The following is a 20,238-nucleotide window of genomic DNA, read 5'->3' as shown; positions in this document are numbered from 1 at the left end:
GATCGCGCGCCGCTCAGCCGATCAGCGGCTGCACCGGCCCGACATCACCGCACTGCGCGCGATGGCGCAGCGCGTGATCCATCAGCACCAGCGCCAGCATCGCTTCGACGATCGGCGTGGCGCGTATGCCGACGCAGGGATCGTGTCGGCCCTTGGTCACCACCTCCACCGGCTCGCCGGCGAGATCCACGCTCTGGCCCGGAATCAGGATGCTGGAGGTGGGCTTGAATGCGACCGAGACGGTGACCGGTTGGCCGGAACTGATCCCGCCGAGAATGCCACCGGCGTGATTGGACGTAAAGCCGTCCAAATGCATTTCATCGCGATGCTGGGTGCCGCGCTGGGCGACGGCGGCGAACCCGTCGCCGATCTCAACGCCCTTGACCGCGTTGATCGACATCATCGCGGCAGCGAGGTCGCCGTCGAGCTTGCCGTAGATCGGCTCGCCCCAACCCGGCGGCACGCCCTCGGCGATCGCGTTGACGCGCGCGCCCACCGAATCGCCCGACTTGCGCAGCGCGTCCATGTAGCGCTCCAGCTCAGGCACTTGGCCGGCGTCGGGCCAGAAGAACGGATTCTGCTCGATCGCCTCGACGTCGAACGCCGCCGGCACGATCTCGCCGAGCTGGGCCAGGTAGCCGCGCACCCGCACGCCATGGCGCTCGGCCAGCCACTTCTTGGCGATGACGCCGGCCGCCACGCGCATGGTGGTCTCGCGCGCCGACGAACGACCGCCGCCGCGCGGATCGCGGATACCGTACTTGTGCCAGTAGGTGTAATCGGCGTGGCCGGGGCGGAAGGTCCGGGCGATGTCGCCGTAGTCCTTGCTGCGCTGGTCGGTGTTGCGGATCAGCAGGGCGATCGGCGTGCCGGTGGTGCGGCCTTCGTAAACGCCGGACAGGATCTCCAGCTCGTCGGCCTCGCGGCGCTGCGAGGTGTGACGGGTGCGACCGGTGGCGCGGCGACCGAGATCGGCTTCGAACTCCTGTGCCGAGAGCGGCAATCCCGGGGGACAGCCATCAATGACGCAGCCGATGGCCGGCCCGTGGCTTTCGCCGAAGGTGGTGACGGTGAAGAGCTTGCCGAAGGAGTTGCTGGACACGGGATCTACCGACGCGACAGGGGCACTGACGCCGGACGGCCCGGCCTCATGCTGCACTGCATCTTGCCACAGCCGCGGCGGTGGACGGCCGCGTCGCGGCGCTCAGCGACGCGCCTGCGCCGCGGCGCGGATGGCATGGGCGTGCTCGATCAGGTCACGGCGCTCGAGCGCGAACACGCCCATCGCGCCCACCTTGAACTCGATCCACACGAACGGCACCTCCGGCAGCAGCGCGTTGAGCGCATGCTCGCTTTCGCCCACCTCGACGATCAGCAGACCGTCCTTGGTCAGGTAGTCGGCCGCCTCGTCGAGCATGCGCAGGCACAGGTCCAGCCCGTCCACGCCGGAGGTCAGGCCCAGCTTGGGCTCGTGGCGGTATTCGCCCGGCATCGCCGCGTACTCGTCCTCGGTGACGTAGGGCGGGTTCGACACGATCAGGTCGTAGCGTCGCCCTTGCACGCCGGCAAACAGGTCGGACTCGATCGCCTCCACCCGGCCCTCCACGTGCTGGAACACGATGTTCTCGCGCGCCAGCGACAGCGCCTCGGGGCTGATGTCCACGATGTCCACCTGCCAGTCCGGGTTGTACTCGGCCATCGCAATGCCGATGCAGCCCGAGCCGGTGCACACGTCCAGCGCGCGCTCCACGTGGCGGTGGTCCAGCCAGGGCGCAAAGCCCGACTCGATCAGCTCGGCGATCGGCGAACGCGGCACCAGCGCGCGGCGGTCGCTCTTGAACTTCAGGCCCGCGAACCAGGTTTCGCCCACCAGGTAGGCCACCGGCACACGCTCGCTGACGCGGCGTTCGATCAGCCCCAGCACGCGCTCACGCTCCTCGGCCACGAGCGCACCCGTACCGTAGGCCGGCGGCAGATCCGGCGGAAGGTGCAACGCCGCCAGCACCAGATGCGTCGCCTCGTCGATCGGGTTGTCGTGGCTGTGGCCAAAGGTCAGCCCGGCAGCCGAAAAGCGGCTGGCGCCATAGCGGATGAAGTCGATGATGGTGGACAGTTCGGCGGTCACGGCGATCCGGAGGGCGGCAGGTTGGCCGCCGATTATAAGCCGCGCTCCCGCTCGTTCGCGTCCGCCCGTGAGCCGCCACGCAGCCGCCCGACTCCGGCGAGGCCTCGAGCACCGAGGCCGGGCGCTGGAAACCCGTGTACCGGCGTCCGATGTGCGGGGGCTGCGACCGGCCGCTGACGCGGTAGCGACGGTTGCTCCGGCGCGCCGTCGAGGGCTTGCGGTTCGCGCCTTATACTGCCTCGATGAATCTCAAAGTCTTCCTGCAATACATCCTTCCGCACCGGGCGCTGTCGCGGCTGGTTTACTGGGCCACGCGCTGGAGATTCGGGCCGTGGAAGAACTGGCTGATCGGCACGATCGTGCGCAATTACCAGGTCGACATGGCCGAGGCGGCGCAGCCGGACCCGCGGGCCTACGAGCACTTCAACGCCTTCTTTACCCGCGTGCTGAAGCCGGGCGCGCGACAGGCGGATGCCGATCCGTCGTCCGTGCTGAGCCCCGCCGACGGGCGCATCAGCCAGTCCGGCGCGATCGCCGACGGGCGCATCTTCCAGGCCAAGGGCCAGTCGTACACCGCGGCGGAGCTGCTGGGTGACGAGTCGGCCGCCGCCCCGTACCGCAATGGCCGGTTCGTCACCGTGTACCTGTCGCCGCGCGACTATCACCGCGTGCACATGCCCCTGAGCGGCACCCTGACCGAGACGGTGCACGTGCCGGGACGCATCTTCAGCGTCGCCCCGTTTGCGGTGGAGGCGATCCCCCGCCTGTTCGCGCGCAACGAGCGCCTGGTATGCCACTTCGAGGGTGAGCACGGGCCGTTCGCAGTGGTGCTGGTCGGCGCCATCCTGGTGTCGTCGGTGTCGATCGTCTGGGACGGGCTGGTGATCCCGCCCTACGCGCCGGGGATCCGTCGCAAGTCGTTTGCGGGACGGAACATCCGGCTGGAACGGTTCGCCGAGATGGGCCGCTTCAACATGGGCTCCACGGTGATCCTGCTGCTGCCCGACACCGGCGCGCCGCTGGACCCGCTGACCCCGCAGCAGCCGATCAAGGTCGGCCAGCGGCTCGGGCAGATGTGACGCGCTGCGTCACCCCGACCTTGTTGCGCTGACGTCGCGAGTCACCTTGTGACGCACGTGGTGCAAATGTGCCGCTGGCTCAGGTATGCTCGCCGCCAGCGCCCAATGCGCTGCCGCTCCAAGCCAGGGATCGTCCATGCGCCTCTTGACCCAGCTCATCGCCATCAATCGTGCCCGCCAGCTGAGCCGGCAGTTGCGTGACATCCAGGGCAGCATCCAGGCCCTGTCCCGCCAGAACAAGACACGCCTGAGCACGCTGACGCTGCGCGAGATCGGCCAGGCCACCCGCTGCGATTTCCCGCATCTTTACGGCACCCCGCCGGAAGAGCGCTATCTGCCGTGGGGCCAGGGCACCGAAATCGGCTACGTGCGCGCGCGCTCGGAGAATGTCGAGGTGGCAATCCGCGGCATCGCCCTGTGGTTGGCCGTGGCTTACCACGAGACCAAGGACGCACGGCAGGGTGGACTGCAGAATGTCTACCGCCAGGTCATGCGCCAGTTGCGCGAACTCAAGGAAGTGCGCCGCGAAGGTGGCGCGACCACCGCCGACAGCTGGATGAACGAGTCGGCCGCAGCCTGAGCTCCCGGCCAACGGCACGCCTGCCGCTGGCTCAGCCGCAGTCCGGCACCTTGAGTACCTGCCCTACGCGAATCTCGTGGCGGCGCAGCCGATTGGTCCGGGCAATCTCCTCCACGCTGGAGCAGCGCAGCTTGCGCACGATGCTGATCAGCGTATCTCCACCCCGCACCTTGTAGACGCGATCACCCACGGGGGTGGACCGCGCCGGCGGCGGCGCGGGCACGGCTGCATGGTGCAGGTCGCTGGCAAGAATCGGCCACGGACCGTCCGCACAGCGAGAGGCGTAGGCCGACTCGAGCGGCTGGGGCAGCTTGATTGTGGCGCCGACCGGCTGGGCCTCTTCCGGATTGAGCCGCGGATTGAGGTTGCGCAAGGTGCGGAACCAGCCGTCACTCATGTCACCCGCGCTGCCCAGGCACACGGTGAGCTCGGAGATCGACGCAGGGCGCTTGAGCGTGACCTGCCCGGGACGACCGTCCACCTTGGGGAACCGCAGGTTGTAACTCTCCGGATGCAGGAACAGCCACGCGGCCGCCAGCACGGACGGCACGTAGTCGCGCGTCTCCTGCGACAGCTCGTCGTACACCGACGGGTCGTAGAAACTCACCTCGGGGCGATCCCCTGCAAGCCGGCGCATGCGCCCCTCGCCGCCGTTGTAGGCGGCCAGGCTGAGCTCGAGGTTGTCGTTGAACACGCGCAGCTGCTCGTTCAGGTAGGCGGCGTTGGCGCGTGCCGACTGACCCGGATCGAAGCGTGTGTCGAAACCGCTGTCGCTGCTCAGCCCGAAGCGCAGGCCGGTGGCATACATGAATTGCAGCGGCCCGGCGGCGCCCGAGCGCGACACGGCGTGCACCTTGCCACCGGACTCCTTGGCCATGATGCCGAACAGCACGGCCTCGGGCAGATCGGCCTTCTCGTACTGCGGCCACATCTCGAAGCGCATGTACTGGTAGTTCACCCACGCGTCCATCAGGTTCGGCCGCCACTGGGTCAGCCACATCTCCAGCGCCGCCTTCACCGGGCCGTTCATCGCGATCAGCTCAGACAGCTTCTGGCCGTGCAGCAGCGTCACGCTGCGCTGCGCCTGCGGCAGGCTGGCGGCGCCGGTGTTGGCGCCGCCGTCGGGCGAGGTGGTCTCGCCGGCGGTCTCCAGACCCTCGTCGCCGATCGCGCTGCCGTCCTTCAGCCGCAGCAGGCGGTCGAACACAGCGTAGAAACGCTGCGGCTCGCAACCCGGCGTGCTGTCGCAGCGGGCCGACGCACGCTTGAGCTGGTCCAGCGCCGCCGACAGGGTCTTCTGCGACGCCTGCTCGTTCCCCTCGCGCGCCTGCCGCAGGGCGGCCTCGTAGCCCTTGCTGGCGCTGTCCACCTGCGCATAAAGATCGTTGAGCGAGGAGCCGGCCGGACCCTTGCCTGGCGAGGAGGCACAGCCGCCAAGAGCGGCCAGGGACACGAGCAGCAGCGGGCGACAGACGGAACGCGGGGAGAACGACGACATGGGGGACTTCGGGAGCAGGTAAACCCCCACCATAGCCGGCAGCGCAGGCGGACTCAATCGCGCCGCGGCATTACAGGCTGCAGCGCGCTGCCCCGTCTCGTGGCTGGGTAGAATCGGCGAACTCACGGGGAGACACCAGCGCATGAGCGACATCCTGATCGGCTGCAACGATGACGTCCGGGTTAGCCTCGATCCGCGCTACGGCAACCGCCACGGCATGATCGCCGGCGCCACCGGCACCGGGAAGTCGGTCTCGCTGATGGTGCTGGCGGAGGGCTTCTCACGGCTCGGCGTGCCCTGTTTCCTGGCCGACGCCAAAGGCGATCTGGCCGGCCTGGCGATGGCCGCCGGCGAGCCGGGGGAGACGCTCAAGGCACGGCTGGCCAGGCTCAGGCTCACCGACTGGAAGCCGCAAGCCAACCCGGTGGTGTTCTGGGATATCTACGGCAAGCTCGGCCACCCCGTGCGCGCCACCATCAGCGAGATGGGGCCCACGCTGCTCGGCCGCGTGCTGGAGCTCAACGACACCCAGCAGGGCGTGCTCGAAGTGGTGTTCAAGGTCGCCGACGATCAGGGCCTGCTGCTGCTCGACCTGGCCGACCTGCGCAGCATGCTCGGCTTTGCCAGCGAAAACGCCAAGACGATCTCCGCCCAGTACGGCCTGATCAGCCCGCAAAGCATCGCGGCGATCCAGCGCGCCCTGCTCAAGCTGGAGCAGGACGGTGCCGACCAGTTCTTCGGCGAGCCGGCGCTGGACCTCGTCGACCTGATGCGCCAGGACATGAGCGGGCGTGGCGTCATAAACGTGCTGGCCGCCGATCAGCTGATCATGAAGCCCAGGCTCTACTCGACCTTCCTGCTGTGGCTGCTGTCGGAGTTGTTCGAGCAGCTGCCGGAAGTGGGTGATCTGGACCAGCCCAAGCTGGTGTTCTTCTTCGACGAGGCGCACCTGCTGTTCGACGACTGCCCGCCGGCGCTGCGCCAGCGCGTGGAGCAGGTCGTGCGACTGATCCGCTCCAAGGGCGTGGGCGTGTACTTCTGCTCGCAGAACCCCGACGACGTGCCCGGCGAGATCCTCGGCCAGCTCGGCAACCGCGTGCAGCACGCGCTGCGCGCGTTCACCCCGCGCGACCAGAAGGCGGTGAAAGCCGCCGCCGAGACCTTCGTCGTCAATCCGAAGCTCGACGTGGTGACGGCAATCACCCGGCTGGCAGTGGGCGAAGCCCTGGCCTCCACGCTCGGGGCGGGCGGCGTGCCGGCACCGGTGCAGCAGGTGCTCGTCACCGCACCGTGTTGCCGTATCGGCGCAATCACCAGCGAGGAGCGCCATGTCGTGCGGATGCGCTCGCCGGTCGGCGGCAAGTACGACACCGCCATCAACCGTGAATCGGCGGCCGAGAAGCTTGCTGCCCGCGCGCAGGAAAAAGCCGCCGATGCGGAACGGGTCGCCACCAGCGCGCCTTCCACCGCCGGCACGCCCGGGTCGGCCTGGGGCGGCGCCGTGCATGACGCCCTTTTCGGCACCAAGCGCCGCCAGGGCATGATCGAGGCGATGGGCAAGTCAGCCGTGCGTACGGTCGGTTCCCAGCTGGGCCGGCAGATCCTGCGCGGCGTGCTTGGCGGCATCTTCGGCGGCCGGCGTTGAAAGCCGGGCACGCGCGTCGCCCGGCGGTCGACCCGGGTACGCCACTGCGCGAGCGCTTTGCCCTCGGGCTGCGCTACCCGCTGCGCGGCGCCGCGCTGCCGACCCTGGTCGGACTGGCGCTGGTGCACTGGGTGGGTCTGCTGCCGCTGACCCTCGGCCTGCTCGGCAGCCTGCTGGTCTGGGGCGCCACCTGGCGCTACGCCGCCGAGTGCATGCTCCATACCGCCAACGGTTTTGCCGACCCGCCCGATGTGGGGCTGGGCGACAGCGATCGGGCCGCCTGGGGCCTGACCGTGGTGCACGTGCTGGCGGCGCTTTTCTGCGTTGCCATGACCTTTTACTCGCCGGCACTGTTCTGGCCCGCCCTGCTGGCGGCGGCGCTGGTGCTGCCGGCCATCGACATGGCGCTGGCCTTCGACGGCGGCCTGCTGCAGGCGCTGAACCCGCAGCACTGGGGCGAGATCATCCGGCGGTTCGGGTGGAGCTATCTGCTGCCGGTGGCCGTCAACGTGGCGGTAGGGCTGCTTGCCGTGCTGGCATCGCTGGTCAGTGCCAGTCTGCCGCGGCTGATATCGCTGCCGCTGTTCGGATTCGCCTACAGCTACCTGATCGTGCTCGGCTTCCATCTGATGGGCGTCATGATCCACCGCCGCCACGAACAGTTCGGACTGGTGCCCGAGGCCGAGGTACTGGCCGAGGCCTTGGGGCTGAACGCCGACCAGCGACTGCTGGCCGCCGTGCACGAGCTGGCGCGCACCGATGCGCCTGCCGCGCTGCGCATGCTGGTGCCACGGCTGCAGGACCGGGAGGCGCCGGACGAGCTGCACCAGGCCTACCGCGACCTGCTGCGCGCGCAGAACCAGCGCGAGGCGTTGCTGGTGCACGGGCAGATTCGTATCGCGGCCTGGATCGCCCACGGGGAGTCGCGGCGGGCGCTGGGGATGCTGCAGGACTGCTGCGCGCTGGATCCGGCCTTCATCCCGGACGATCCGCGCACCTGCGGCGAGCTGGCCGACCTGGCTGCGCGCCTGGGCATGCGACGCACCGCCATCGGGCTATGCCGCGGCTACCTCGCCACCTGGCCCGCCGATCCCCACGGCCCGCATTACGCGCTGCTCGCCGCCGGCCTGCTCGATCTCCACGACGAACAACGCGACGATCTGGCGCGCGCGCTCGGGCGCCTGCTGCAGGCGTGGCCGGGGCATCCGCTGCAGGCGGACCTGCGCGAGGCCGCTCGGCGCCTTGGCCCCGACGCCCTGCCGGCGCGCTGAGCCAGACAGCAGCAGCTGCACCTTGCATTGCGCCCGACGGCGCGCGCGCGCATTACCATCGCCGTCCCGCCGACGCTGACCGGATACCGCATGACTCGCTGGCGACCGCCTGCCCCCCGCTCGACCGCCATCATCACGCGCGCCGGCTTCGATCGGCTGAAGGCGGAGCTGGACCACCTGTGGCACACGCTGCGCCCGGAAGTGGTGCGCGCGCTGGCGGCCGCGGCAGCCGAGGGCGACCGCTCGGAAAACGCCGAGTACACGTATCGCAAAAAGCAGCTGGGCGAGATCGACCGCCGCGTTCGCTACCTGAGCAAGCGGATCCCGTCGCTGAAGGTGGCCGAGGGTGCGCCGTCGGATCGCGGCACCGTGTTCTTCGGCGCGGAGATCGAGCTGGAGCAGGTCAAGAGCGGCGAGACAGTGCGCTACCGCATCGTCGGCCCCGACGAAACCGATGCTAGGAAAGGCTGGATAAGCATCGACTCGCCACTTGCCCGGGCAGTGCTGAAAAAACGCGTGGATGACGAGTTTTCCGCTGAGTTGCCCGGCGGCGAAATGCAGTTCGCGATCGTGTCCATCAACTACGACTAGGCTTGCACGGAACGCCGCACGCGCGCCGTGCTGAGGCCTGCTGCGGCGGCACCGAAGAGGGCGCCATCCATGGCAGCGGCGCTTTACGGGGATAGCTGCCGTCGAGCGGGCGGGCGCCCACGGCAGACCAGGAGAACGGTGCATCCCAGCCCATACGGTCGACCACGACTCGCCTGCAGCCTGTCGGCCGGTCGGACCTCCCGAGTCCGGCGGGTTGCGCGCGAACGATCAGAACCCGGCCGGCACGTAGCCAAAGCGCTGCATCTGCTCCCGGTGCGCTGCCACCACGCGCTGAGCCTGTTCGCGCGTGAGCGCCAAACGCCATTCGTTGACGCGGCCCTTGCGGAAAAAGCGGGCCCCCTTGTCCGATGCCTCGATGAATCCGTGCTGCCTCTCGAGGGTGGCCAGGCTGCGGAACTCTGCATGGCGCACGGCACGGTCGACGCGCGCTCGATCCGCACCCGCGCTCACCAGCTTGGCGACCTTCAGAAAAGCCTTGAGCGGCTTGTCGATCATGTCTTCATAGCGAATCACCAGCACGCGGTCATGCTTGATGTCCGCCCAGCTCCTTGCATGCAGCGACCAGGAGCCGAGGATCTGGCTCACGAAGCGAGCGTCATTGGCGGTGGCGACATTCTCATCGCCCAGCCGTTCGATCGCCTCGTCCACGCCGATGCCGAAGTGATGCGTCATGCTCACCGCGAGATCGAGCGGATTGCGCACCACGTAAATGGCTCCTGCGGTCACCTGCATATTGTGGAGCGGATAGCCGTTGAAGCTGCCCGCCATGTTGTGCGTCTTGACGAAACACGTCCCCGCGGCGCGCGCCGCGATTTCCGCGTGAACTTGCGGACGCAGCGCCGAAATCTCGTCGATGTCGAGTCCACTGCTGGGTCGTCCGCCCAAGCTGGTGAAGAGATCCGGATTCGCCTCATCTTCGGCGTAAAGAGACAGCTCGTTGAGCGGTACCGGCGCTGACCGGTTGGCGATGAAATTGGCGAGGAAGGCGCGCAGCCATGTGTTTCCGGACTTGGGATACGAGGCAAGCCAGACGATGTTGCCCATGGTGCGTTCGCCGGTGACAGGGGGCGCAGATCCTAGCAGTCACCGCGCAGGCGTTGCGAACGGCCGGGCCGACCAGCCGCGACGGGAGCGCGCGTCGATTGCGACCGGTGCTCGATGAGATGGCGGGTCTTCTGGCGCCATGCGGGCATCACCACGGCGGCGGATAACGGCGGCCCGGGCGTAGCGGTTGGTAGCAGGGCGTGGCGTGGTGGAAAGCCTCCGCGCCGTTTTCCCGGTGCCATCCTGGAATGCCCGACAGCGGCAAGGGGCGTAGTTCGAGTGGGTCGGTCAACAGCTGGCCACGCGCGATGCGCGCCGCCGTGGCCGCGGCGAGGCTGTCCCAAGCGACATCGACACCACTTCCGCACACCAGCGCCTTGCCCACCAGCAGCTTGCCTGGCGTGAGGGCGTGTTCGAGCAGCGCATGGCCGAACACGGTGACCGCGATGCGCCCGTCCACCCACGCCGCCCGCTCGCGCCAGAACAGGCCGTGCCAGTCGTGCGCATCCCACAGCGCCAGCAGCGCCGGATCGGCCAGGCGCACCAGCACGCCGGCCTCGTCGAAATGGGTCATGGCGTATTGCGGGCGCGAGCGCTGGCGCGGCCCCATGCGGGCGATCTCCTGCACCTGGCGGCGATTCAGCGCGGCCTTCAGCGTGGGATGGCGCAGCCATACCAGCGCGTTGAGCAGGTCGTGCCAGTTGCGTTCGCGGGTGGCGATAAGCCCGCATTCGGCGATGCGCTGCTCGTAGTGCAGGCCGTCGGCGAGCAGCGCGTGATCCTGCGCGGCGAAGCGCGGCATCGTCGTATCGTGGCGCAGTGCGTTGAGCGCATCGATCGCGGGCCAGTGCGGTCCGCGCAGCAGCGCGTCGTACTCGCTCCAGTCAGCCAGCGGCGGCTTTGCGAATACGGCCGGATCGACCGCCTCGCGCGCCGGGGCGGCGTAGCGCTGCCGCTTCACACCACCGGCAGCACGGGCTGGGCCAGGCGCGCGTGCAGGTCGTGCTCGCCGGCCGATTCCACCACCACCTGCACGAACTGGCCGGGCTTGAGCTTCTGCCCGTCGGCGATCAGCACGGTGCCGTCGATCTCCGGTGCGTCTGCCGCCGAGCGCGCCACCGCACCCTCCGCATTCGCCTCGTCGACCAGCACTTGGATCGTGCGGCCGACCTTGCGCTGCAGCTTGGCGGCGGAGATTTCCGCCTGCACCGCCATGAACTGCTCGAGGCGGTCTTCCTTCAGCTCCTCGGAGACCGGATCGGGCAACTCGTTGGCCCGGGCGCCCTCGACCGGCGAGTAGGTGAACGCGCCCACCCGATCCAGCTCGGCCTCGCGCAGGAAGTCCAGCAGCTCCTCGAACTCGGCGTCGGTCTCGCCGGGGAAGCCGACGATGAAGGTGCTGCGGATGGTGAGGTCCGGCACCACCTTGCGCCAGTTGCGGATGCGCTCCAGCGTCTTGTCGATGTTGCCGGGGCGCTTCATCAGCTTGAGGATGCGCGGGCTTGCGTGCTGGAACGGGATGTCCAGGTAGGGAAGGATCTTGCCCGCTGCCATCAGCGGCATCAGCTCGTCCACGTGCGGGTACGGGTAGACATAGTGCAGCCGCGTCCACACGCCCAGCTCGGACAGGCCCTCGCACAGCTCGGTCATGCGCGTGCGGTAGGCCTTGTCGCGCCACAGGTGCTCGGCGTACTTCACGTCGACACCGTAGGCGCTGGTGTCCTGCGAGATCACCAGAAGCTCCTTCACGCCGCCCTTGACCAGCCGCTCGGCCTCGCGCAGCACTTCGTCGACCGGGCGCGAGACCAGGTCGCCGCGCATCGACGGAATGATGCAGAAGCTGCAGCGGTGGTTGCAGCCTTCGGAAATCTTCAGATACGCATAGTGCTTGGGCGTGAGCTTCACGCCGGTGTCCGGCACCAGATCCAGGAACTTGTTGCGTGCCGGCGGCAGCGCCGTGTGCACCGCACTCATCACGCTGGCGTAGTCCTGCGGACCGCTGATCGACAGCACGTCGGGGTAGGCCTCGCGGATCAGCGCCTCGCGCTTGCCCAGGCAGCCAGTGACGATCACCTTGCCGTTCTCGTGCAGCGCCTCGCCGATCGCGTCCAGCGACTCCTGCACCGCCGAATCGATGAAGCCGCAGGTGTTCACCACCACCGCGTCGGCCGCGTTGTAGCTGGGCACGATCTCGTAGCCCTCGACCTTGAGCTGGGTGAGGATGCGCTCGGAGTCGACCAGCGCCTTGGGGCAACCGAGGCTGACGAAACCGATTTTCTGCGTGGACGCGGGCGTGGACATGGCGTGGGACCGGAAGAATCAGCCGGCGATTGTACCGCGGTCCTGCGCGGGGGCTGCCCGCGAGGACTAACGCGATGCTGACGGGTGCCGCGTTAAGGTTGCGGGCTTGCCGTGGCCCCGCGCTGTCAGCGCGCCGGCGCCACCGCCCTTCCCCGTAGCCACCAGAGGAACCTCACCATGGGTCAGATGATCAAGCTGCAGAGCGCCACCGCGATCGACGCCTACGTCTCCGAGCCGGCCGGCCCCAGCAAGGGCGGCATCGTGGTGATCCAGGAGATCTTCGGCGTCACCGGGCACATTTGCGATATCGCCAACCGCGTCGCGGCAGCCGGCTATACGGCCATCGCTCCGGCGCTGTTCGACTCGGTGCAGCCCGGCGTGAAGCTCGGTTACGGCGAGGATGGCATGCGCGAAGGCATCGCCCTCATGCGCAAGGTGGGCATGGAGCGCCCGCTGCAGGATGTTGCCGCGGCGGCCGCCCACGTGGCCGGCGCCGGCAAGGTCGGCACGGTCGGTTTCTGCTGGGGCGGTACGGTCGCCTATGCGGCGGCGATCGAGCTCGGGCTGCCGGGCGTGAGCTACTACGGCGGCGGCAATACCCACTTCGTCGACCGGCCGACCAAGGCGCCGGTGATGTTCCATTACGGCGAGAAGGACACGCACATCAGCGCCGAAGACCGCGCCAAGGTCGCCGAGGCGAACCCGGACGCGCCGCTGTATCTCTACAACGCCGGCCACGCCTTCAACCGCGATGTCGACTCGAGCACCTACGATGCCAGCAGCGCCCAGTTGGCCTGGCAGCGGACGCTCGCCTTCTTGGCCGAACACGTGGGCTGACCTGCTCGCCCGCCGCCCACCGGCTCCTCGGCGGCATGCCGGGGCGCTGCCACTAGACTGGCCACCCACGCCGTCGCTGAGCAGGACTCATGGGCCACTCGATTCATCTCAACACCAACCGGCTGCACTGCATCGGTGGCTACCTCGCCGAAGCCAACGGCACGCCGCGCGGTGGCGTGGTAGTGGTGCAGGAGATCTTCGGCGTCAATGCGCACATGCGGGCAGTGGCCGACCGGCTCGCCGCGGCCGGCTATACCGCCGTGGCGCCCTGCTTCTTCGATCATCTGGAATCGGGGGTGGAGCTGGGTTACGACGACGCCGGCGTCGCGAAGGGGCGTGAACTGGTGGCCGAGCTGGGGCTGGACCGGGCGCTGGAGGATGTCGCCAGCGCGGCCGAAGCGATCGCCTCGGCCGGGCGCATCGGGGTGGTCGGCTTCTGCTGGGGCGGCACGGTCGCGCTGCGCGCCGCGCAACGGCTGGGACTGCCCGCCGTGAGCTATTACGGCGCACGCAACGCGGCCTTTCTCGACCAGGCACCGCGGGCGCCCGTGCTGTTCCACTTTGGCGAAAGCGACCCCTCGATCCCGCCGGAAACCGTGCAGCTGCATCGCGAAAAACTGCCGCAGATGACTGTGCACACCTACCCCGCCGGCCACGCCTTCAACCGCGACGTCGATCCGCACGCCTATCACGCGCCCAGCGCGCAACTGGCCTGGCAGCGCACGCTGGACTTCTTCGACCGCGAACTGGGCGGTGCGGCATGAGCAGGTTCGTGCTCGACCCCCGCCTTGCCGCCGACTCGGTGCCGGTGATCGAGCTGCCGCTGTGCGGCGTGCGCCTGATGAACGACGCCCGCTTCGCCTGGCTGCTGCTGGTGCCGCGGCGCGACGGCATGAGCGAGCTCCACGATCTCGACGCCGCGGACCAGGACCGGTTGTGGCGCGAGATCCGCTTCGCCAGCGCGGCCCTGCGTGACGCGGCGCCCTGCGACAAGCTCAACCTCGGCGCGCTGGGCAATATCGTGCGCCAGCTGCACGTGCACCTCGTGGCGCGCGTGGCGGGCGATGCCGCGTGGCCCGGCCCGGTGTGGGGCAGCGGCGCGGCGCAGCCGTACGACGCGGCGGCGCTGGAGGCCACGATGGCCGCGCTGCGCCGGCGGCTCGCCGGTTACCAGGACTGACGCGCGGTGATCGCACCGCTTCGCGACGAGGCGCTGGCCGAGGACGCGCTGCTGCTGCACTTCGGCGACAGCATCGACGAGGCGACCAGCGCCCGCGTGCTGGCCGCCGCGGCAGCGATCGCGCTACATGTGCCGTCGCTCGAATGCGTGCCCGCCTACGCCAGCCTGCTGCTGCGCTTCGACCCGGGTGCGTGGCGCGGCAATGCCGCCGATATGCCGCACGCGCGCGTACGCGCGGCGGTGGCCGAGGTGCTGGCCACGGCTGATGTCGCCGATGCGCCTGCACGCGAGCGGGTGATCCCGGTGCTTTACGGCGGCGCACACGGGCCGGATCTTGCCGCGGTGGCGCAGCACGCCGGGCTGAGCGAGGCCGAGGTCATCGCGCGTCATGCGGGCGGCCGCTATCGGGTGGCGATGCTGGGGTTCGCGCCCGGCTTCCCCTATCTGCTGGGGCTCGATCCGCGGCTGGCGGTGCCGCGACGCGCCGATCCGCGCGCGCGGGTGCCGGCCGGCAGCGTCGCCGTCGGCGGCGCGCAGACCGGCATCTACCCCGAAGCACTGCCCGGCGGCTGGCAGCTCATCGGCCGCACGCCGCTGGGCCTGTTCGACATGCGCGCCATTGTGCCGTCGTGGCTGCAACCCGGCGACCGGGTGCGCTTCGAGGCCATCGATGCCGCGCGCTTCGATGCGCTGCAGGAGCGCGCGGCGTGAGCCTGCGCGTGCTGCAGGCGGGCCTGCTCACCACCGTGCAGGACGGCGGCCGCCCCGGCCACGCCGCGCTCGGCCTGGGCCGCGCCGGCGCGATGGACCGGCCGGCCTGGCGGCTCGGCAACGCGCTGGTCGGCAACGTCGGCGACGAGGCCGCACTGGAAATCGCCCTGCGCGGCCCGGTGCTGCGGATCGAACGCGCCACCCGCCTCGCACTCACCGGCGCGCCCATCGACGCCCGCCTTGACAACGTCGCCCTGCCGCCGTGGACCGCGGTGGACGCGCCCGCCGGCAGCACGTTGCGGCTGGGTGGCATGCGACAGGGGTGTCGCAGTTATCTGGCGCTGCGCGGGGGCATCGCCACCGAGCCGGTGCTCGGCAGCCGCAGCGAAGACGTGCACGCGCGGATCGGCCCGCTCGGCGGACGCGCGCTGCGCGCCGGCGACGTGCTGCCGCTCGGCGCGGCGTTCGATGCAGCGTCCATCTCTCGCGTGAGCGTGCGCCGCTGGGGCGTGGATCCGCGGTCGTGGTTCGATTTCGCCATGATGCCGATCGCCCTCCTGCCCGGCAGCCACGTCGACGCGCTGGACGACGACGCCCGCCACCAGCTGCACGGCGCGCGCTTCCGGGTCAGCGCCTCGAGCAACCGCACCGGCAGCCGGCTCGATGGCCCCGCGCTGCACCTGCGCGCCCCGCTGGAGCTGATCTCCGCCGCCGTGCTGCCGGGCACCGTGCAATTGCCGCCGTCCGGCCAACCCATCGTGCTGATGGCCGAGGCGCCGGTGACCGGTGGCTACCCGCGCATCGGCCAGATCGCCGCGGCGGACCTGCCGCGCATCGCCCAGCGCCGGCCCGGCGATGCCGTATGCTTCGAGGCCGTTTCGCTGGCGCAGGCGCTGGACCGCCAGCACGACCGCGAGCAGCAGCTGCAGCGCCTGGTGCAGCGCGTGATCGCCCGAGGGGAGTCCTGCTGACGTGAACCGCATCGACCTCAATTGCGACCTCGGCGAATCGTTCGGCGCGTGGCGCATGGGCGAGGACGCCGCGCTGCTGGATCTGGTCAGTTCGGCCAACGTCGCCTGCGGTTTCCACGCCGGCGACCCGGCGATCATGCAGCGCACGGTGGCGCTGGCCGCGCCGCGCGGCGTGGCGATCGGCGCACACGTGTCGCTGCCCGACCTGCAGGGCTTCGGCCGCCGCGAAATGGCGGTAACGCCCGCCGAGGTGCACGCCATGACGCTGTACCAGCTCGGCGCGCTGCACGCGTTCGCCCATGCCGCCGGCACCGCCGTGGCGCACGTCAAGCCGCACGGCGCGCTGTACAACATGGCCGCGCGCGACCGCGCGCTGGCCGACGCGATCGCCGATGCCGTGCGCGCGTTCAATCCGGCGCTGGCGCTGTTCGGGCTGGCCGGATCGGCGCTGCTGGACGCCGGTCGCGCCGCCGGGCTGCGCGTCGTCGCCGAAGCCTTCGCCGATCGCCGCTACCGCGCCGACGGCTCGCTGCAGCCGCGACGCGAACCCGATGCGGTGATCGACGACGCCGACGCCGCCACCGCGCAGGCTCTGCGCATGGCGCAGCACGGCGAGGTCATCGCCGTGGACGGCCAGCGCGTGGCACTGACGGTCGACACGCTGTGCCTGCACGGCGACGGCGCGCACGCGGTGGAGTTCGCGCGCCGGCTGCGCGCCGCGCTGGAAGCGGCCGGCCTGCATATTGCCGCGCCCGCGCTGGCATGAACGCGAAGCCGGGCTCCACACGATGAACTACTGGCCCCTGCTCGGCGTCGCGGTGATCGCGCTGGGCTTCGTGCTGCGCTTCAACCCGGTGCTGGTGGTGGTCGTGGCGGCGCTGGTCAGCGGCGTGCTGTCCGGCATGCGCGTGCCGGAACTGCTGGCCCTGCTCGGTACCAGCTTCGCCTCCAGCCGGATCCTGCTGATCATCATCCTCACCCTGCCGGCGATCGGCCTGCTCGAGCGCGCCGGCCTGCGCGAGCACGCCCAGCAATGGATGGCACGGATGCGCGGCATGACACTGGCGCGACTGCTGATCGGCTACCTGCTGGGACGCCAGCTGCTGTCGATGATCGGCCTGCAGAGCGTGGCCGGCCCCGCCCAGACCGTGCGTCCGCTGCTCGCGCCAATGGCCGAAGCCGCTGCCGCACGCATCGATCCGGCGCTGCCGGAAGACGAGCGCGACCGCCTTCGCGCGCTGGCTGCGGCCACCGACAACGTGGGACTGTTTTTCGGCGAAGACGTTTTCATCGCGCTGGGCGCGGTGCTGCTGATCCAGGGCTTCTACGACCAGCACGGGATCGCGTTGACGCCGTTGTCGATTGCGCTGTGGGCGCTGCCCACGGCGATCGCGGCATTCGTGATCCACAGCGCACGGATCGTGCTGTACCAGCGTGGCCTGCGCCGTCGACGCGCCGCCCGGGCGGAGGACTGAGCCGTGCTGCAGATCGAGCAGGCCCACCTGCTGCTGGCGGTGTTCATGGCCTACACCGGCTGGCGCAACCTGCGCGAGCGCGAGCGGTGGCGCGGCGCGTTCTGGCTGATCCTGGCCGCGCTGTTCGGCAGCGGCGGCGCCGTGCTGCGCGCCGCGCACGCCGGACACCCCTTGCCCGCGCAGATCGCCGGCGCGGCAGTGATTGCGCTGGCGCTGATCGCGCCCCGGCTCGGCCAGCGCCGCCCGGCGGAACAGAGTACGCCGGCGCAGCGGCAGGCCTGGGCGCAGCGACTGGGGCATCGGCTGCTGTTGCCTGCGCTGCTGATCCCGATCGTGACTGTGGCGGTGGCGCTGGGCGGCGATCAACTCCAGTGGCACGGACTGCGACTGTTCGATCCCGCCCAGATGACCCTGACCGGGCTGGCGCTGGCCTGCCTGCTGGCGCTCGGCGCCGCCAGCGCGGTCACGGGTCAGGCACCGTCACACGGACTTGCCGAAGGACGCCGCCTGCTCGACACCATGGGTTGGGCGGCGCTGTTGCCGGTACTGCTGGCCGCGCTGGGCCAGGTGTTCACCCGCAGCGGCGTGGGCGAGGCGATCGCCCAGCTCACCACCGACTGGCTACCGGCCGGCAGCGCCGTGGCCTGCCTGCTGGCGTACGCGCTGGGCATGGTGCTGTTCACCGTGATCATGGGCAATGCGTTTGCCGCATTTCCGGTGATGACGGCCGGCATCGGCCTGCCCCTGCTGGTGCAGCGCTATGGCGCGAACCCGGCCGTGCTCGGTGCGCTGGGCATGTTGTGCGGCTACTGCGGCACGCTGCTGACGCCGATGGCCGCCAACTTCAACCTGGTGCCGGCCGCACTGCTGGAGCTGCGCTCGCCCTACGGCGTGATCCGCGCACAGGTGTGGACGGCCGTGCTGCTGTTCGCGGTCAATCTGGCCCTGATGATGCTGCTGGTATTCCGGTAACCGAGGAGGCGAACCGCCCATGGCCACCACCCTTCCCCGCATCCTGCTGACCGGTTTCGACCCGTTCGGCGGGGAAAACCTCAACCCCTCATGGGAGGCGGCGCGCGCCCTGCACGGCAAGCGGCTGGGCGGACACCGGGTGGTGGCGCGACAGCTGCCGACCGAATTTGCCCGTTCGCTGGTGGTGCTGAAAGCGGCGCTGCGCGAGGTGCGGCCAGCGATCGTGATCGGCGTGGGCCAAGCCGGCGGCCGCAGCCGACTGTCGATCGAGCGGGTGGCCATAAACGTCGATGACGCGCGGATCGCCGACAACGCCGGCGCGCAGCCGATCGACGTACCGGTGGTGCCGGGTGGTCCCGCGGCCTACTTCTCCACCCTGCCGATCAAGGCCATGCTCATTGCGCTGCAGGCGGCGGGCGTTCCCGCGGAGATCTCCAACACCGCCGGCACCTATGTTTGCAATCACGTGGCCTACGCGCTGGCGCACGTCACCGCCCGTCAGCGCGGCGTGCGCAGCGGATTCATCCACATACCGCTGCTGCCGGATCAGGCAGTCAGGCATCCGCATGCGCCAAGCATGGCGCTGGAAGAGGTGACGCGCGGCCTGGCGATTGCCCTGCGCGTCGCCGCGTCGACCGGCACGGACATCCGCGCTGCCGCCGGCACGATCAGCTAGGCCGTCGCACCGGGGGCGGTCAACGCATGTTGGTCAGTAGCCGCGCGACCTGTCTTCGATGGAACTGCCGGCCGCACTCTTGCTCTCCTGCTCCTGACTCATCTTGGCCGGCGCGTGGTAGTCCTCCAGCGCGCGGGCCTTGGTCTCCTGCGGGTTGATCTGCTTCAGCTCGCCATCGTCGTCGTAATACACCACCACGCCATAGTCGAGCGCGATGCGCGCCATGTACTGCAGGTGCGCCTTGCGCACCTTGGACTCGTCGCTGGGTGCGAGCAGTACGGTCTTGGGCAGCTTGCCGGCGTCCTTCAGGTAGGCGAAATGGCTGCCGGTATCGAGCGCCGACAGCACACCGCCGTCGACCAGGAACTGGCCGCCCTTGTAGGCCTCGATGGTGGTGTCGAACTGGCCCTTGGCCTGGAGCGCCGCGACGTCTTCCTTGGTGGCACCGCGATGGCAACCGGCGAGCACGAGCGTGCCGGCCAGCGCAGCGGCCACGAGCAGGCGGCCGGTAAAGGTGGAAAGACGGTTCATGGGAGTCTCCTGCAGGGTGTTCGTGACAGCATGCGAGTGTAGCGCCGCGGCGGGTGGCCCGGCGGCCTGCGCAACAGGCCCGTGAGCGGCATTCAGGTGCGCGGCAGGGTCACGCCCTGCTGGCCCTGATACTTGCCGCCGCGGTCCTTGTAGCTGGTTTCGCACTCTTCCTCCGACTCGAAGAACAGCATCTGCGCCACGCCCTCGTTGGCGTAGATGCGCGCCGGCAGCGGCGTGGTGTTGGAGAACTCCAGCGTCACGTGGCCTTCCCACTCCGGCTCCAGCGGCGTCACGTTGACGATGATGCCGCAGCGCGCATAGGTGCTCTTGCCCAGGCACACGGTGAGCACCGAGCGCGGGATGCGGAAATACTCCACCGTGCGCGCCAGCGCGAACGAGTTGGGCGGGATGATGCACACGTCCGCTTCGACGTCGACGAAGCTGGTGGGATCGAACGCCTTCGGGTCGACGATGGTGGAGTTGATGTTGGTGAAGATCTTGAACTCGCGCGCGCAGCGCACGTCGTAGCCGTAGCTGGAAGTGCCGTACGAGATCAGCCGCTGCTCCTCGCGCATCTTCACCTGGCCCGGCTCGAACGGCTCGATCATGCCGTGCTGCTCGGCCATCCGGCGGATCCACTTGTCGGGTTTGATGCTCACGCGCGCTCCGGTCATCAGGGGTCGGCGCAGCCGCCATCGGCTGCCGCCAAAGGCGAAAAAATAGCACGGCG

22 protein-coding genes are annotated in these 20,238 nt (G+C 69.6%); 14 read left to right on the top strand and 8 right to left on the bottom strand.

What is annotated here, in order from left to right; genetic code table 11:
* Positions 1-13 precede the first annotated feature (13 nt).
* A complete protein-coding gene (gene aroC / locus VFG40_RS10230; RefSeq protein WP_324897249.1) occupies positions 14-1,102 on the bottom strand; it encodes a chorismate synthase in 1,089 nt (362 codons plus the stop codon).
* 102 nt (positions 1,103-1,204) lie between these two features.
* The gene (prmB, locus tag VFG40_RS10225) at positions 1,205-2,125 is read right to left on the bottom strand and encodes a 50S ribosomal protein L3 N(5)-glutamine methyltransferase (RefSeq protein WP_324897248.1); all 921 of its coding nucleotides are present in this window, start codon (positions 2,123-2,125) and stop codon (positions 1,205-1,207) included.
* Between the two features lie 242 nt (positions 2,126-2,367).
* On the opposite strand from prmB, the gene asd reads away from it, so the two are divergent.
* Both asd and VFG40_RS10215 read left to right on the top strand, forming a co-directional pair.
* The gene (asd, locus tag VFG40_RS10220) at positions 2,368-3,204 is read left to right on the top strand and encodes an archaetidylserine decarboxylase (protein ID WP_324897247.1); all 837 of its coding nucleotides are present in this window, start codon (positions 2,368-2,370) and stop codon (positions 3,202-3,204) included.
* Between the two features lie 136 nt (positions 3,205-3,340).
* Positions 3,341-3,784 carry a hypothetical protein gene (locus VFG40_RS10215; protein WP_324897246.1) on the top strand — a complete coding sequence of 148 codons (444 nt, stop codon included), beginning with the start codon at positions 3,341-3,343 and terminating at the stop codon, positions 3,782-3,784.
* A gap of 31 nt (positions 3,785-3,815) precedes the next feature.
* Here the strand turns inward: VFG40_RS10215 and VFG40_RS10210 are convergent, their stop codons facing one another.
* On the bottom strand, positions 3,816-5,282 hold the full coding sequence (locus VFG40_RS10210) for a transglycosylase SLT domain-containing protein (protein ID WP_324897245.1): 1,467 nt from the start codon (positions 5,280-5,282) through the stop codon (positions 3,816-3,818).
* 142 nt (positions 5,283-5,424) lie between these two features.
* Between VFG40_RS10210 and VFG40_RS10205 the strand changes: the two genes are divergently transcribed.
* From VFG40_RS10205 to greB, 3 genes are all read left to right on the top strand, one after another.
* On the top strand, positions 5,425-6,927 hold the full coding sequence (locus tag VFG40_RS10205; RefSeq protein ID WP_324897244.1) for a helicase HerA-like domain-containing protein: 1,503 nt from the start codon (positions 5,425-5,427) through the stop codon (positions 6,925-6,927).
* Positions 6,924-8,198: a hypothetical protein gene (locus tag VFG40_RS10200; protein ID WP_324897243.1), complete on the top strand. Its 1,275-nt coding sequence runs from the start codon at positions 6,924-6,926 to the stop codon at positions 8,196-8,198. The genes VFG40_RS10205 and VFG40_RS10200 overlap by 4 nt, the downstream gene beginning before the upstream one ends.
* Before the next feature lie 90 nt (positions 8,199-8,288).
* Positions 8,289-8,789 carry a transcription elongation factor GreB gene (gene greB / locus VFG40_RS10195; RefSeq protein WP_324897242.1) on the top strand — a complete coding sequence of 167 codons (501 nt, stop codon included), beginning with the start codon at positions 8,289-8,291 and terminating at the stop codon, positions 8,787-8,789.
* 228 nt (positions 8,790-9,017) lie between these two features.
* On the opposite strand, the gene VFG40_RS10190 is transcribed toward greB, so the two are convergent.
* The 3 genes from VFG40_RS10190 to rimO form a co-directional block, all read right to left on the bottom strand.
* Complete coding sequence (locus tag VFG40_RS10190) at positions 9,018-9,854, bottom strand: sulfotransferase domain-containing protein (protein ID WP_324897241.1); 837 nt, start codon at positions 9,852-9,854, stop codon at positions 9,018-9,020.
* Between the two features lie 148 nt (positions 9,855-10,002).
* Positions 10,003-10,815, bottom strand: a complete 813-nt coding sequence (locus VFG40_RS10185; protein ID WP_324897240.1) for a DUF3025 domain-containing protein — start codon at positions 10,813-10,815, stop codon at positions 10,003-10,005.
* Positions 10,812-12,155, bottom strand: a complete 1,344-nt coding sequence (gene rimO, locus VFG40_RS10180; protein WP_324897239.1) for a 30S ribosomal protein S12 methylthiotransferase RimO — start codon at positions 12,153-12,155, stop codon at positions 10,812-10,814. The genes VFG40_RS10185 and rimO overlap by 4 nt, the downstream gene beginning before the upstream one ends.
* A gap of 177 nt (positions 12,156-12,332) precedes the next feature.
* On the opposite strand from rimO, the gene VFG40_RS10175 reads away from it, so the two are divergent.
* The 9 genes from VFG40_RS10175 to pcp all read left to right on the top strand — a co-directional run bounded on the left by VFG40_RS10175 (position 12,333) and on the right by pcp (position 18,977).
* Positions 12,333-12,992 (top strand): dienelactone hydrolase family protein, encoded by a 660-nt coding sequence (locus tag VFG40_RS10175; protein WP_324897238.1) that lies wholly within the window; start codon positions 12,333-12,335, stop codon positions 12,990-12,992.
* Between the two features lie 89 nt (positions 12,993-13,081).
* A complete protein-coding gene (locus tag VFG40_RS10170) occupies positions 13,082-13,756 on the top strand; it encodes a dienelactone hydrolase family protein (protein WP_324897237.1) in 675 nt (224 codons plus the stop codon).
* Positions 13,753-14,172 (top strand): HIT domain-containing protein, encoded by a 420-nt coding sequence (locus VFG40_RS10165; RefSeq protein WP_324897236.1) that lies wholly within the window; start codon positions 13,753-13,755, stop codon positions 14,170-14,172. The genes VFG40_RS10170 and VFG40_RS10165 overlap by 4 nt, the downstream gene beginning before the upstream one ends.
* A gap of 6 nt (positions 14,173-14,178) precedes the next feature.
* Positions 14,179-14,883, top strand: a complete 705-nt coding sequence (gene pxpB / locus VFG40_RS10160) for a 5-oxoprolinase subunit PxpB (RefSeq protein WP_324897235.1) — start codon at positions 14,179-14,181, stop codon at positions 14,881-14,883.
* Positions 14,880-15,854, top strand: a complete 975-nt coding sequence (locus VFG40_RS10155) for a 5-oxoprolinase subunit C family protein (RefSeq protein WP_324897234.1) — start codon at positions 14,880-14,882, stop codon at positions 15,852-15,854. The genes pxpB and VFG40_RS10155 overlap by 4 nt, the downstream gene beginning before the upstream one ends.
* Before the next feature lies 1 nt (position 15,855).
* Positions 15,856-16,620, top strand: a complete 765-nt coding sequence (locus tag VFG40_RS10150; RefSeq protein WP_324897233.1) for a LamB/YcsF family protein — start codon at positions 15,856-15,858, stop codon at positions 16,618-16,620.
* A gap of 22 nt (positions 16,621-16,642) precedes the next feature.
* Positions 16,643-17,329, top strand: coding sequence for a 5-oxoproline transporter, DUF969 family subunit (locus VFG40_RS10145; protein ID WP_324897232.1), 687 nt, complete (start codon positions 16,643-16,645; stop codon positions 17,327-17,329).
* Between the two features lie 3 nt (positions 17,330-17,332).
* Positions 17,333-18,301 (top strand): 5-oxoproline transporter, DUF979 family subunit, encoded by a 969-nt coding sequence (locus VFG40_RS10140; RefSeq protein ID WP_324897231.1) that lies wholly within the window; start codon positions 17,333-17,335, stop codon positions 18,299-18,301.
* A gap of 19 nt (positions 18,302-18,320) precedes the next feature.
* Complete coding sequence (gene pcp, locus VFG40_RS10135; protein ID WP_324897230.1) at positions 18,321-18,977, top strand: pyroglutamyl-peptidase I; 657 nt, start codon at positions 18,321-18,323, stop codon at positions 18,975-18,977.
* Between the two features lie 33 nt (positions 18,978-19,010).
* On the opposite strand, the gene VFG40_RS10130 is transcribed toward pcp, so the two are convergent.
* Together VFG40_RS10130 and dcd are read right to left on the bottom strand one after the other, a co-directional pair.
* Positions 19,011-19,508: a hypothetical protein gene (locus tag VFG40_RS10130; RefSeq protein ID WP_324897229.1), complete on the bottom strand. Its 498-nt coding sequence runs from the start codon at positions 19,506-19,508 to the stop codon at positions 19,011-19,013.
* A gap of 92 nt (positions 19,509-19,600) precedes the next feature.
* Positions 19,601-20,167: a dCTP deaminase gene (dcd, locus tag VFG40_RS10125; RefSeq protein WP_324897228.1), complete on the bottom strand. Its 567-nt coding sequence runs from the start codon at positions 20,165-20,167 to the stop codon at positions 19,601-19,603.
* Positions 20,168-20,238 lie beyond the last annotated feature (71 nt).

It is taken from the genome of Dyella sp. (genome assembly GCF_035685805.1).
In the GTDB taxonomy this organism is placed as follows: domain Bacteria; phylum Pseudomonadota; class Gammaproteobacteria; order Xanthomonadales; family Rhodanobacteraceae; genus Dyella_A.
This window is presented reverse-complemented; position numbering and strand designations above follow the sequence as displayed.